Raw genomic sequence first — 14,159 nt, forward strand, 5'->3', positions numbered from 1 at the left:
ATCGTGTGCGGCGGTCTAGTGCAGCATCACTCGCCGCACCAGCGCCACCAGCGGCGGCCGAATCGACCGCTCCAGCCCCGGACGCAGCCGCAACGGCTTGAGTAGCATCTTGGCCGCCATGTCGATTGGCAGGTGCGCCCGCACCATCGCGCTCACGCTGGAGTTCAGCGCGCGCACGTCGGCTTCGGGCACGTCTTCCTCGCCGCGTTCGATGCGCAGCACGTTGCGCAGGGCGATCATCGAATCTTCGTTTTTGATCTCGCGCAGGCGCGAGGCGAGTGCCTTGAGCACCCGCATCCGACCCACGCCTTCGCGCGCGTTACAGGCGTTGAAAAAGCGGAAGAAGTGTTTGTAATGCCGGACCTCGTCGGCCGAGATGCGGCTGGCGAGATCACGCAGCACGGGTTCGTCGGCCTCGGCAGCGGCCTGGGCGATGGCTCGGTAGAAGGTGGCGGTGCCCATCTCGACCACGCAGCGCGCGACCATTTCCAGCGCTTGTGTCGGCTCGAACTGGTCGACCGAACAGGTGACGGAGTATTCCTCGAAGAAGCGGGCGTAGCCGCGTTCCCAGTCGAACTCGGGCCACACGGTTTCGACGTAGCGGCGCAGAGCGCGGCCGTGCTGCAGTTCTTCGCGCTCCCAGTGGTGCATCAGCCAGTGCGCAGCTTCAGGTTGGTCTGCGTAATACTGGGCGAGGTTGCCGGCGTAGAGGTCGGAGCCGCTTTCCACGAACGAAGCACAGACCACCAGGTAGAACAGCGTGCGGTTCTCGCGCACGCGCGCGACGTTGATGCCGCTGTAGTCGATTTCCTGCATCGACCACGGCATCGGCGGGCTTGCGGATGATGTTGCTTGATGAGCCTGTGACACTGCGCGTCCTCCGTTGGCGGTGCCGCAAAAAGCGGGCCGCTTCTAACATGAGAATGAAACATCACGTCTCGTGTTTCAATGACAGATTCGCGTCAACAAAGGTTCCTAACAGTAATCTTCCGCCGTTTAAGTGACGATGTCGTCATGACGTCGGCGTCGCTTCGGCGTGTTGGACCCCCTCCCGCGCTGAACGCGTAGGCGCGTGCCGCAGCCCATACGTGAAGGCGCACAGGGCGATGAGCGCGCAGGCCACCATCGCCCATTCCACAGCCGCGTAGCCGCCCGTCGCTTTCCACAGCAGTGCCCCGAGCCATGGCGCGCTGGCCTGGGCCAGCAGCACGGGCGTCATCATCAGGCCGTTAAGGGTGGCGTACTGGTTGCGCGACACCAGCTCTGGCATGGCGATCGCGCGCAGCATGGTGTTGATGCCGTTGGCCGCCCCGTAGATGAGCGCGAAAGCCAGTAGCAGGGGCCCGCTGGAGAGCGCCAGCAGAACGAGCGCCACGGCCATTGCGGCATACGTGGCCGGGGCGACGCGGACGGGGTGTGGCAGGCGAAAACGCATCATCGCCAGCCGGCCGAGTACTTGCGCCGGGCCAATGAGCGCCGCGATCAGCAATTGACGGCCCGTCGGCACGCCTTTTTCGGAGAGCAGCGGGATCAGATGGGCGCCGAGCACCGTGGCGATCAGGCTGATGGCCACGAAGGCCAGCACCACGGCCCAGAACACGGGCAGGCGCAGCACCATGCGCCATGCTGAGGTGTGGATCGGCGCGGGATCATCGACGGTACTCGCTGATGCCTGCTGCTGCGGCCGCACGCGCAGTCGCAGATGCACTGGCAGGCAGACCAGCACCTGCGCCAGGGCAAATACCTGCAGCGTATGCCGCCAGCCGATGTGCTCCACCCCCCATTGCGCCAGCGGAATGCAGATCGTGCTTGAGAACCCCGCGATCAGCGTGAGCCCGATGATGGGCCGCTGATAGGCATCACCAAACGCCTGGCGCAGCACAACAAAGGCGGGGTCGTACAGCGTGGTGGCCATGGCCACCCCCATCGGTAGCCAGAGCAATAGGAACGCGGTTTGATTGGAGACCAGCGACCACGCCAGCAGGCTGCCCGCCGCCAGCATCGTGCCTGTGCCCATCACGCGGCGCGCGGGCCACCGGTCCAGCGCGCGTCCCACCCAGAACGAACACAGCGCCCACACCAGCAGCCCCAGCGAGAACCCGCCCGCCAGAAACGGCCGCGCCCAGCCGAGCGTGTCATGCATCGGCGCCAGGAAGACGGTGAAGGTGAAATACAGCGTGCCCCACGAGACCGTTTGTGCGAGGCCAAGCAGCAACACAAGGCGCCGACCTTCGGGCGAGGCCGGCGAGAGCGGGGAGGTCATGGGGGCGGAAGCGAAGGGGCGGTGGGCTTGCGTAGCGTGTGGGAAATTCTAGCGGCGCGCGCTGAATTGCGCGTGCCCCGATCGGAGGAGCACATCGTTAGTGGCTACCCGCGAGCGCGCGCAGCGCCGGCGTATCGACAATTTCCACCGTTCTGTAGTGGCAGCGAATCCACCCGGCGCGCTGCCACGCCTGCAAATACTTGGAGATGGTCTGTCGCGAGCGCGCCAGCATGCGGCCCAGTTCTTCATTGCTGGCGGCCACGGTCCGCCCGTCGCCGGCGCGGGCGAGTTGCAGCAGGCGCTGGGCGAGTCGCGCATCGGCGGGCATTTCGCTGGCGTGCTCGAACTCGTCAAAGATCAGCCGGATGCGCTGGCAGAGCTGCTGCATCAGCGCCCACATACCGGCCGGATAGGCAGACACCACGCGCGCAAATGCCGCACTGCCCAGCAGGATGAGCGTGGTCGGCCCTTGTGCATGGGCGCTGTGCGTGCGGCCGCCGCCGTCGATGAGGGCGATCTCGCCAAACCACTCGCCCGCGCGCAGGACGCCGTAGACGAGTTCGCTGCCGGCATCCGTCGTCCGGCTGATGCGTACGCGGCCGCGCACGATCAGGAACATGCCCTGGGCCGGTCCGCCGTGCGGGTGGATGCATTCACCGTCGGGATAGGTGATCAGGCGCGCGGTGGGCGCGATTTCGGTCAGCAGGTCGACCGGTGCGTCGCGCAGCCAGCCTTGGGCCAATTGCGCAGGCGTCGGGGCCGAAGTGGGGAGGCGTGCGGCGTGAGAAGCGTCTGCGGGCATGGCGACAAGATGCGGCAAGGGTGGTCCGATCATTGTCAAACGCTTGACAGTCTGCGGGCAAGGCCCGGGCAGAGAATGGCTCGGCGTTATCCACAGGAATTATCCACAGCAGTTATCCACAGTGGTTATCCACAGCAAGCTGCGCATCCACGACGCAGCGCCCCAGACCTCTTCAGGCGACGAAGGAGACACCCCATGACGCAACACACCGCCGCGCGCGCGACGTTCTCACACATGGAGCACGGCACGCGCGAGGACTGGGCCGCCATCTCCAGTGAGTTCATGCCCTACGCCCGTGCGCTGCCGGACCGCGTGCTTGCGCACCTGAAGCTGCTCGACGGCGATTGCGGCGGCTTCCCCATCGACCGCCTCGCGCACTCCCTGCAAACCGCCACGCTGGCCCACCGCGACGGCCGCGACGAGGAATACGTGGTCTGCGCGTTGCTGCATGACATTGGCGACACGCTGGGCAGCTTCAACCACCCGGACATCGCCGCCGCCATCCTCAAGCCGTTCGTCAGCCCCGAGAACCTGTGGATGGTCGAGAAGCACGGCATCTTCCAGGGCTACTACTTCTTCCACCACCTGGGGCTCGACCGCAACCTGCGCGAGCAGTACCGCAGCCAGCCCGCGCTGTTCGAGCGCACCGCCGAGTTCTGCGCCAAGTACGACGGCGCCGCCTTCATGCCGGATTACGACAACCTGCCGCTGTCGTTCTTCGAGCCGATGGTGCGCCGCGTGCTGGCCAAGCCGCGCAACTCCATCTACGTGAAAGAGGGCGAGAGCGAGCTGTCCCAGCCGTCGGAGGCCTAAGCTTTCACCACGTTGACGGGCGCACCGGCCGCCCATGCCGCCACGTTGGCGAGTGTGGTGTCGGCAATGCTCGCCAGCGCTTCGCGCGTGAAGAACGCCTGGTGCGCCGTGACGATGACGTTGGGAAACGTCAGCAGCCGCGCCAGCACATCGTCTTGCAGCACGTCGGCGGAGCGGTCTTCGAAGAACAGGTCGGCCTCTTCTTCGTACACATCTAGCCCCAGGTGGCCGAGTTGGCCCGTTTTGAGCGCATTGATCAGGGCGGGGCTGTCGACCAAGCCGCCGCGGCTGGTGTTGATCAGCATTGCGCCGGTCTTCATGCTGGCGATTGCGCTGGCGTCGATCAGGTGGTGCGTATCCGCATTGAGCGGGCAATGCAGGCTCACGATGTCGGACTGCGCCAGCAACTCGGGCAGTGGTAGATACGTCACCCCCGCCGCCGTCAGCGAGGCTTGCGGAAAAGGATCGAACGCCAGCACCCGGCAGCCGAAGCCGGCCATGATGCGCGCAAACACTTGCCCGATCTTCCCCGTGCCGACCACGCCGATCGTCTTGCCGGCCAAGTCGAAGCCGAGCAGGCCATCCAGCGAAAAGTCGCCCTCCCGCGTGCGGTTGCAAGCGCGGTGCAGGCGACGGTTGAGCGTGAGGATCATGCCGACCGCGTGCTCGGCCACCGCATGCGGCGAATAGGCCGGCACGCGCACCACCGTCAGCCCCAGGCGCTGTGCGGCGGCCAGGTCGACGTGGTTAAAGCCCGCTGAGCGCAGCGCAATCAGCCGCGTGCCAGCGGCAGCGAGCGCGGCCAGCACATCGGCGTTCAGGCAATCATTGACGAACGGGCACACCACCTCGAACCCCGCCGCAAGCGGCGCGGTGTGCGCGTCCAGATGGGCGCGCTGGAAGACCAGATCGAAGCGCTGCCCACCGCGCGCCAGGGCGGCGCGGAAGCTGTCTTCGTCATAACGGTGGCTGCTGAAAAAGAGAATGCGCATGGCGATAGAGCGGGCGAAGGTGACGCTCAGAGCTTACTCGCCCCGTGTCTGGCGTGAGGGTGAACCGGTGCTTACAGGGTCAGCACGATGCGGCCATCCACCTTGCCGGCCTTCAGATCGGCGAACACCTGGTTGATGTTGTCGAGCTTGTCGCGGTGGATATGGGCGCGTACCAACCCCTCGGCCGCAAACTGCAGCGACTCCTGCAAGTCGCGCCGCGTGCCCACAATCGAGCCGCGCACCGTGATGCCATTGAGCACCGTGGAAAAGATCGGCAGCGGAAAATCCCCCGGTGGCAGCCCGTTGAGCGAGATCGTGCCGCCGCGCCGCACCATGCCCAGCGCCTGTGCAAACGCACTGCGCGACACCGCCGTCACCAGCACGCCGTGCACACCGCCAACCTCTTTCTGGATGAAGGCTGCCGGGTCCTGCTGAGACGCATCGACGACCAGTTTGGCGCCCAGCTCGCGTGCCAGTGCCAGCTTGTCGGGCGCCACGTCCACAGCCACCACGTGCAGACCCATGGCAATCGCGTACTGCACCGCCACATGGCCCAGCCCGCCGATGCCCGAGATGGTGATCCACTGGCCGGGCCGCGTATCCGTCATGCGGATGCCCTTGTAGACCGTCACCCCCGCGCAGAGGATCGGGGCGATCTCTTCAAAGCTGACTTGTGCCGGCAGGTGGCCGACGTAGTTTGGGTCGGCCAATACGTATTCGGCATACCCGCCGTTGACGGAGTAGCCGGTGTTCTGCTGCGCGTGGCAGAGGGTTTCCCAGCCGCTCAGGCAGTGCTCGCAATGGCCGCAGGCGGTGTAGAGCCAGGGCACGCCCACGCGGTCGCCTTCCTTGACGTTGGTCACGCCTTCACCCACCGCCGCCACATAACCCACGCCCTCGTGCCCGGGGATGAACGGCAGGCTCGGCTTGACGGGCCAGTCGCCATCAGCGGCGTGCAGGTCGGTATGGCACACGCCCGAGGCCGCGATCTTGACCAGAATCTGCCCGCGCCCAGGTGTGGGAATCGGCACCTCCTCAATGCGCAGGGGTTCGCCAAACGCATGGACAACCGCGGCTTTCATCGACTGGGCCATGAGACATCTCCAGGGGTAGGGGGTGCTACCAGTCTGGTCGACGAGCGCCGGGTGCGGGTTGATGTGAGTCAAGCGCGGGGCCGGCCGCCAGAGGGCATCGGCAAGGCTGTTAGCATGCCGGCATCTCTGGCCTTTTTCTGCGAGCCACTGCTTTGCCCGTCACCCCAACCTTCCTCTGGCACGACTACGAAACCTTCGGCGCCGTGCCGCGCCGGGATCGCCCCGCGCAGTTCGCGGGTATCCGCACCGATGCCGAACTCAACGAAATCGGCGAGCCGGTCGAATTGTTTTGCCAGCCGTCCAACGACTGGCTGCCGGACCCCGTGTCGTGCCTGATCACCGGCATCACGCCGCAGCAGTGCGCCAAGCAGGGCATTCCGGAGTACCAATTTGCGCAGGCCATCGAGCGCGAACTGGGCACGCCCGGCACCATCGGCGTCGGCTACAACACCATCCGCTTTGACGACGAAGTCACGCGCCACCTGTTCTGGCGCAACCTGATCGACCCATACGCACGCGAGTGGCAGAACGAGTGCGGGCGGTGGGACTTGCTGGATGTGGTGCGCACCACGTGGGCGCTGCGCCCGGATGGCATCCAGTGGCCGAAACACGAAGACGGCAAGCCGAGCTTCAAGCTGGAGCATCTGTCCAAGGCCAATGGCCTGGTGCATGAAGCCGCGCACGATGCGGTGTCTGACGTGCGCGCGACGATTGCGCTGGCGCGCCTGATCCGCAACGCGCAGCCGCGCCTGTTCGACTTCTGCCTGGCGTTGCGCAAGAAAGACCGCGTGATTGCCGAGATTGGCAATGCACCGCGCCCGCTGCTGCATATCTCCGGCATGTACGGCGTGGAACGCGGCTGCATGGCCCTGGTGTGGCCGCTGGGCGGTCACCCGACCAACAAGAACGAACTGATCGTGTGGGACTTGGCGTTTGATCCGTCGGAGTTGTTCGACATGGATGTCGCCACCATCCGCGAGCGTATGTTCACGCGCACCGCAGACTTGGCCGAGGGCACCGCGCGCTTGCCCATCAAGTCGATCCACATCAACAAGTCGCCCATCGTCATCAGCAACCTGAAGACGTTGCAGCCGGCGCAGGCAGAGCGTTGGGGCATCGATTTCGCCCTCATCGAACGCCATGCCGGCATCGCCCAGGGCGCACCGGACCTGCGCGAAACGTGGCGCCAGGTCTACGCCCGCGAGCTGGAGCCGATCGAAGACGTGGACCAGAACCTCTACGGCGGCTTCGTCAGCAACGACGATCGCCGCACGCTCAACGAACTGCGCACGCTCAGCGGCGAGCAGCTTGCGAACCTGCACCCGGATTTCGCCGATGCGCGTCTGCCCGAGCTGCTGTTTCACTATCGCGCACGCAACTTCCCCGACACGCTTTCCGAAGACGAATACGAGCAGTGGGAGCACTTGCGTGCCGAGCGCCTGTTCGAGGGCAGCGGCGGCTATCTGACGTTTGAGGCTTTCGGTGAGCGGCTCCAACAGCTCGGCGCCGAAGCAGCAGAGTCCGGCGACGCGCGCGCGCAGAACATCCTGCAAGACCTATACGACTACGCGCAGCAGATCGTGCCGGGTTGACGGATCAGACGGTGCAAGCCGCCTGCATCGTCTCCAGCCGCCGCCACGCGGCTTTGATCTCGCGCGTCAGGTCGGCGCACATCCATAGGTAGGTGGCGTGGGTGACAGCGTCCAGATGCTGAAAGCGCTCGTTGCCCAAGTCTTCAATCACCTTGAACAGCGTATCGAGCTTGGCGATGCCCGCGCCGAGTTCTTCGCGCGCGGCATCGATGCAGGGTTGCAGGCTGGGTGCAATCGGGGAAGTGGTGCCGGTCATCAGCGTGTCTTCCTTGGCAGGGGTGAGGAACCACCCACCGCAAGGGGTGGGCGGGCACACGACAGGCTGGAAACACCGGCGAACAACCAAAGCCGGCACGGCCGAAGCCGTACCCGCCGAGGCCCGCCCGTATAGGCGAACGACGGCGCAGCAAAAACCTTCAGTGGTTTTTCCTGGGTTGTTCAAAAGGCGGGGTTTCCAAGCCCGGCCGCGCCTGTTTGACGCGAGCCCGGGCAGTGTAGCGAGCAGCGGCGGGCCTGGGCAAGCGGAAGGGGCGGGGCGCGCCGGGTTTCTTGAATATCGGAACCGTCCGATAGAGATCAGCCGGCAACTCAGCTAGCTTGGCCTGTTTTCGTCCGCCAGAGAGAAGACCATGTCGAGTTCTGCCGCTTGCATTGCCCGTGCCCAGGCCAGCACTGTTTGCCAGTCGTTGAATCGCTACCGCAACACGTTGCCAACCAACACCCTGCCGAACAGCGTTGATCCGCTCTGCCGAGCCGACGGTTGGCACATCGGCACCGAACTGCTGAATGGCGATTTCGACCTTGACCCAGCGTTGGCCGCGCAACTGATTGGCAGCATGCTCGCCGTCGATGCACAGCCGGCACCGCAGAACCAAGGCAATACGTCGTGGATGATGGAGTACCTGTATGGCAGCCCGGGTGGTGCGCCTGGTACCGCTGAGCGGTTCATGTCGGAAGCACGCGGCGCAGCCATTGGCCCCGGTGGCTTGCTGGCCAACTTGAATACGGGTGTGTCTGCAGCGCACGCCGGACATGCCGCACGCCTTGAGAAGTCGATTCAGACTGGGGCGCAGCGGATTCTGTCTGGGCAGAGCAAGTCTGTACGCATCAACGCCTACGTCACGCTCTACAACGGCAACACCAGCGGCAAGGGCCGACCACGGCCGAAGATTCGGATTACCAACATGCCGATCGAAACGGTGCAACCGGCGCTGCTAGGGCAGAACGGCAAGGTCAACCTCCGTACGCAAGTGGCGAGTGGGGCGATCAAGAATGCGAATTTGCGGGAGCTGGCGCCCAAGGTGTCGCCGCTGGCGCGGGTGTATATCCGAGGTGGAGTTGGAGCAGGTGTGTTGACGTTCGGCCCAAGTGCGGTGCTGGACTTGGCAGACGCTATTCGCCGGGATACCAATGGAAAGCTGAAGTTTGATGCGCGTCGGTTTGCTATTAGCTCGGCGCGGAGTCAGAGCGGGAATTTGGTGGGGTTTGGTGTCTCTCTTGCCACGAGCGCGGTGGCTGTGGGCTTGTTTGGACTTGCGGCGACAGGTGCCCCGGTTATCCTTGTCAGCTTCGGACTCGGTTTCTTTGCACAAATTGCCTGGGGAGCTCTCGATATGGGAAATAGATCGGCGTCTCTTGTGGAAGAAAGGATGGGGCGATGAAATGCTGGTAACAATTGAGCGTGCTACTTTCTTGGTTCCAAGGGCGCCTTACATTTTTTCTGCATTTAATGCATTTTTAGGGCTGCTTGTTGTGGGCGTTGCGATCGAGTTCAAGGCGGGGGATGGCCAAGGATGGTTTGTCTTGATGACTACTCTGGTGTTCTCTTGTGTTGGGATAATTCATGGAATTTTCGTTAAGTACAAGGCAAAATTCTCCGTTCAGTATGAAATAAATTCAATAATTCTAGGGTATCTATTGCTAGCCGTGGCGATGGGAGGAGGGGCGGCGTTGCTTGCGGCAGATGTTTCTGGTGCGAGTCATAAGAGACTGATTGTTCTAATAATTTACGAGTTATCAATATTGCTCCCTCTTTGGTTTGGTGCGAAGAGGCGCTTCAGTGGCCTCGGTTATTATCAAGCGGTCCGTACAGGCGAGTGGAAGAAAAAATTCAAAGGTGCTGTGGATTTCGACAGGTATATCGTGATGCCGGACCGATCCGCAGCTCTTTCACCCGAACGTAGTCCCCTCGCGTCGGTTTGGATGTGGGCGCCGGTGACCGTCAATGTGCCGTTGCTCTTCCAAATCTATACGGGTTCCAAAAACAATGCGATTTTCCTGGCTGTGCCATTGTTGGTCGGTGCGTTCGCATATCTAAGCTTGAAGGTCCTCGGCCCCAAGATCGCCAACCTATACGTCCTTCGCCAATACGAAAAACAAACCAGCCGCCGCTTCGTCAACGCCGACTACGAGAAAATCCAAGAACTCCGCCGCACGTTTTTCCTATCGCGCTGGCTGATGAAGGACTACCGCCCGGCAGCAAAGCAGTAAAAGAAAACGGAGGCTGAAGCCTCCGTTTTTTCATGGCGATGCTGAATGCCGATCAGGCCGCGCGTTGTGCCCCCGCCGGATCTCGCCACTGCGCCAGCAGCTTGTTCCAGCGGATGCGTGCGGCGGCAAGGTTGGCGTCCTTCACATGGCCGAAGCCGCGAATGTCTTCCGGCAAACGCGCCAGTTCCACGGCCTGCGCCAGCTTCTGCGCGGTCAGCCCCTTCACCAGTTCATCCACCAGCGCACGGTATTCGCTGATGAGCGCGCGTTCGGTGCGGCGCTCTTCGGTCTTGCCAAACACGTCGAACGCCGTGCCGCGCAGGCCCTTGAGCTTGGCGAGTACCTTGAAGATGCGCATCGTGTTCGGGCCGAAGCGCTGCTTGACCAGGTGGCCCTTCTCATCGCGCTTGGCCGTCATGGGCGGGGCGAGCCAGAAGTTGAGCTGGTAGTCGCGGCCGGGCTCGCCTTCAAACTGCGCGCGCAGCTTGTCGAGGAACGCCGGGTCGGTGTACAGGCGGGCGACTTCGTATTCGTCCTTGTACGCCATCAGCTTGGACAGGTTGCGCACCACGGCTTCCGTGAGCGCCAGCGGTTGGCCGGCGCCAACCACCGCCGTTTCCGCCGCACGCACCCGCTCGACCACCGCGCGGAATTCAGCCGCATACGCAGCGTTCTGGTACGCGGTCAGCAGATCGACGCGACGGGCGATCAGCGTGTCCAGCGAGGGCAGGGCGATGACGTCGGCCTTGGCACGCGGCGCATCGTCAGCCAACTTCAGCACCGCATCGCGGTCTTGCGCGAGGTGGCGGCCCCATTCGAACGCGGTCTTGTTCTTGTCGACCGCCACGCCGTTGAGTTCGATGGCGCGGATGAGCGCGTCGTACGTCAGCGGTAGCCAGCCTTTCTGCCACGCAAAGCCCAGCACCAGCGGGTTGGTGTAGATCGCGTCGCCCAGCAGGCGCACGGCCAGCGTGTTGGCGTCTTCAAATGCGCAGGCATCGCCGATGGCGGCGCGGATGTCGGCTTCCGCCGAGCTGCCCGGGAAGCGCCAGTTCGGGTTCTTGATGAAGTCGGCCGTGGGCGATGCCGTGCTGTTGACGATGGCGCGCGTCTGGCCGTACTGCACCTTGGACAGCACTTCGTCTGATGCCGAGACAATCGCATCGCAACCGATCACGAGGTCCGCCTCGCCCATGGCGATGCGCGTGGCGTGGATGCTGTCCGGGCGCTCGCCGATCTGCACGTGTGAGAGCACCGCGCCACCCTTCTGCGCGAGGCCCGCCATGTCGAGCACGGTCACGCCCTTGCCCTCGATGTGCGCGGCCATGCCGAGCAGGCCGCCGATGGTCACCACGCCCGTGCCGCCCACGCCCGTGACCAGCACGCCATACGCGCGCTGGATGGCGGGCAGCTCAGGGTGCGGCAGCAGCGGCAGGTCGCTCATCGACACGCCGTGCGATTCTGGCTTGCGCACCTGCGCACCTTCGGCCGTCACAAAGCTCGGGCAGAAGCCGTTCACGCACGAGAAATCCTTGTTGCACGACGACTGGTTGATCTTGCGCTTGGTGCCCAGCTCCGTTTCCAGCGGCTCGACCGACAGGCAGTTCGACTTGACCGAGCAATCGCCGCAGCCTTCGCACACGGCGTCGTTGATGAACGCACGGCGTGCCGGGTCAGCCATCGTGCCGCGCTTGCGGCGGCGGCGTTTCTCGGTGGCGCAGGTCTGGTCGTAGATCAGCACGCTGGTGCCTTCGACCTCGCGCAGCTCGCGCTGGATCGCATCCAGGCGATCGCGGTGATGCACGGTCACGCCTTCGGGCAGTTTGATGGCGGCGTTGTACTTCTCCGGCTCGTCCGTGACGATGACGATGCGCGACGTGCCTTCGGCATGCACCTGCGCGGCAATCTGCGGCACGGAGAGCGGGCCGTCCACTGGCTGGCCGCCGGTCATGGCCACGGCGTCGTTGTAGAGGATCTTGTAGGTGATGTTCACCTTGGCCGCGATGGACGCGCGAATCGCCAGCAGGCCCGAGTGGTAATACGTGCCGTCGCCCAGGTTGGCGAACACGTGCTGGTCGCCCGAGAACGGCATCTGGCCGATCCACGCCACGCCTTCGCCGCCCATCTGGCTGAAAGTGTCGGTGCGGCGGTCCATCCACACGGTCATGTAGTGGCAGCCGATGCCGGCCAGCGCGCGCGAGCCTTCCGGCACGTTGGTCGACGTGTTGTGCGGGCAGCCCGAGCAGAACCACGGCTTGCGCTCGGCGGTGATGCGCGGCTTGGCGAGCGCCTTTTCCTTGGCGTCGATGATGGCGATGCGCGCTTCAATGCGGGCGCGCACATCGGACGGCAGCTCAAACTTCTCCAGCCGCGTGGCGATGGCGCGGGCGATCAGCGCGGGCGAGAGCTCGTAGTGCGCCGGCAGCAGCCAGTTGGCCATCGGCACGGACCATTCGCCGCCGGCGTTGTCGCGTTCATCAAACTTGCCGTACACGCGCGGGCGCACGTCGTCGCGGTAGTTGTACAGCTCTTCCTTGAGTTGGTATTCGAGGATCTGGCGCTTCTCTTCCACCACCAGAATCTCTTGCAGCCCTTCGGCAAACGCGCGTGCGCCATGCGCTTCGAGCGGCCACACGCAGCCGACCTTGTACAGGCGGATGCCGATGCGGCGGCAGGTTTCATCGTCGAGGCCGAGGTCGACCAGCGCCTGGCGCACGTCCAGGTACGCCTTGCCGGCGGTCATGATGCCGAAGCGCGCCTGCGGCGAATCGAGCACCACGCGGTCGAGCTTGTTGGCACGCACGTACGACAGGCCCGCGTACCACTTGTAGTCGAGCAGGCGGGCTTCCTGCACCAGCGGCGGATCGGGCCAGCGGATGTTCAGGCCGCCCTGCGGCATGATGAAATCTTCCGGCAGGATGATCTCGGCGCGGTGCGGATCGACGTCCACCGAGGCCGACGATTCCACCACGTCCGTCACGCACTTCATCGATACCCACAGGCCGGAGTAGCGGCTCATCGCCCAGCCGTGCAGGCCGTAGTCGAGGTACTCCTGCACGTTCGACGGATACAGCACCGGAATGCCGGCGGCCTTGAAGACGTGCTCCGACTGGTGCGCCAGCGTGGACGACTTGCAGGCGTGATCATCGCCTGCGAGCACCAGCACGCCGCCGTGTGCGGACGAACCGGCCGAGTTGGCGTGCTTGAACACGTCGATCGTGCGGTCCACGCCCGGGCCCTTGCCGTACCACATGCCGAACACGCCGCTGAACTTGGCATTCGGATACAGATTGACCTGCTGCGAGCCCCAGACCGCCGTGGCGGCCAAGTCTTCATTAAGCCCCGCCTGGAAGACGATGTTGTGCCCCGCCAGATGCTTCTTGGCCTTCCACAAGGCCTGGTCCAGTGCCCCCAGCGGCGAGCCGCGATAGCCGGAGATGAAGCCCGCCGTGTTCAGCCCGGCAGCGCGGTCGCGCTCCTGCTGCAGCATCGGCAGACGCACGAGCGCCTGCGTGCCGCTGATGTAGATGCGGCCACGCTCGAGCGTGTACTTGTCGTCCAGGGAAACGGTTTCGAGCGCGCGGCGTAGCGCGTCGTTCAGAGGGGCATTCATGCGTGCTCCGGGTGGGGTGTGTCGGGATCACCGACAGCAGGTCTCTTTTGGTGCCGTCCGCGCCGCTTCTTGTGGAAACTGGCAGACGGCCATGGGTCGGGGCATCGTAGCATCGCGTGACATTCCGAACACCGTGCAACGCAGCAAGAATGGGGGTGGGTTTTCCCGAGGTTGCGGCGTTTTCGGCACAGAAGTGGCGCGTTGGTCGGGGCGCGGACATGGTGCTGCACCGCATGCAACGTCGGTTGCGGAAAGCGCCGCGTATTCGCAAACTTGCGTCAACAAGCTGCGCCTGCGTCACCTTGCTACTGGACTTTCGATGCGGCCGCGGCCATCCTTCGCGGTTACGTCTGAAGACCACCCAACCGCGATCATGCTCCGCCCCCAACCCCTCCACGCGCTGCGTCGGCAAGCCTTGCCGGCTGCCTGCACGCGCGTGCGTTGCGGTGCTGCGCATGACTCCTCGCTCCTGCACGTAGCCCTGCGGCACTTCCTGCTCG

At 64.3% G+C, this 14,159-nt stretch carries 11 protein-coding genes; 4 read left to right on the forward strand and 7 right to left on the reverse strand.

The genetic code is table 11. The features are described from left to right. Nucleotides 1-15: 15 nt before the first annotated feature. From AB0305_RS01725 to AB0305_RS01735, 3 genes are all read right to left on the reverse strand, one after another. Nucleotides 16-816 (reverse strand): ferritin-like domain-containing protein, encoded by an 801-nt coding sequence (locus AB0305_RS01725; RefSeq protein WP_366170875.1) that lies wholly within the window; start codon nt 814-816, stop codon nt 16-18. Between the two features lie 196 nt (nt 817-1,012). Then, entirely contained in the window at nt 1,013-2,263 is a 1,251-nt protein-coding gene (locus AB0305_RS01730; RefSeq protein WP_366170877.1) for an MFS transporter, read from the reverse strand. A gap of 97 nt (nt 2,264-2,360) precedes the next feature. Then, nucleotides 2,361-3,005 carry a Crp/Fnr family transcriptional regulator gene (locus AB0305_RS01735; protein WP_366170879.1) on the reverse strand — a complete coding sequence of 215 codons (645 nt, stop codon included), beginning with the start codon at nt 3,003-3,005 and terminating at the stop codon, nt 2,361-2,363. Nucleotides 3,006-3,260: 255 nt separating this feature from the next. On the opposite strand from AB0305_RS01735, the gene AB0305_RS01740 reads away from it, so the two are divergent. Then, a complete protein-coding gene (locus tag AB0305_RS01740; protein WP_366170881.1) occupies nt 3,261-3,878 on the forward strand; it encodes an HD domain-containing protein in 618 nt (205 codons plus the stop codon). Here the strand turns inward: AB0305_RS01740 and AB0305_RS01745 are convergent. Then, nucleotides 3,875-4,870 carry a 2-hydroxyacid dehydrogenase gene (locus tag AB0305_RS01745; protein ID WP_366170883.1) on the reverse strand — a complete coding sequence of 332 codons (996 nt, stop codon included), beginning with the start codon at nt 4,868-4,870 and terminating at the stop codon, nt 3,875-3,877. The genes AB0305_RS01740 and AB0305_RS01745 overlap by 4 nt on opposite strands. Before the next feature lie 71 nt (nt 4,871-4,941). After that, nucleotides 4,942-5,964, reverse strand: coding sequence for an alcohol dehydrogenase AdhP (adhP, locus tag AB0305_RS01750; RefSeq protein ID WP_366170885.1), 1,023 nt, complete (start codon nt 5,962-5,964; stop codon nt 4,942-4,944). A 152-nt stretch (nt 5,965-6,116) separates the two neighbouring features. Between adhP and sbcB the strand changes: the two genes are divergently transcribed. Continuing rightward, entirely contained in the window at nt 6,117-7,556 is a 1,440-nt protein-coding gene (sbcB, locus tag AB0305_RS01755) for an exodeoxyribonuclease I (RefSeq protein ID WP_366170887.1), read from the forward strand. A 4-nt stretch (nt 7,557-7,560) separates the two neighbouring features. Here sbcB and AB0305_RS01760 read toward each other — a convergent pair whose 3' ends face one another. Continuing rightward, on the reverse strand, nt 7,561-7,812 hold the full coding sequence (locus tag AB0305_RS01760; protein ID WP_366170889.1) for a hypothetical protein: 252 nt from the start codon (nt 7,810-7,812) through the stop codon (nt 7,561-7,563). Between the two features lie 373 nt (nt 7,813-8,185). Here AB0305_RS01760 and AB0305_RS01765 point away from each other — a divergent pair, with 373 nt between their 5' ends. Continuing rightward, a complete protein-coding gene (locus AB0305_RS01765) occupies nt 8,186-9,217 on the forward strand; it encodes a hypothetical protein (protein WP_366170891.1) in 1,032 nt (343 codons plus the stop codon). A 1-nt stretch (nt 9,218) separates the two neighbouring features. Continuing rightward, a complete protein-coding gene (locus tag AB0305_RS01770; RefSeq protein ID WP_366170893.1) occupies nt 9,219-10,046 on the forward strand; it encodes a hypothetical protein in 828 nt (275 codons plus the stop codon). Between the two features lie 52 nt (nt 10,047-10,098). Here the strand turns inward: AB0305_RS01770 and AB0305_RS01775 are convergent, their stop codons facing one another. Then, nucleotides 10,099-13,659: an indolepyruvate ferredoxin oxidoreductase family protein gene (locus tag AB0305_RS01775; protein ID WP_366170895.1), complete on the reverse strand. Its 3,561-nt coding sequence runs from the start codon at nt 13,657-13,659 to the stop codon at nt 10,099-10,101. Between the last annotated feature and the right edge of the window lie 500 nt (nt 13,660-14,159).

Source organism: Arthrobacter sp. NPDC080086, assembly GCF_040702285.1.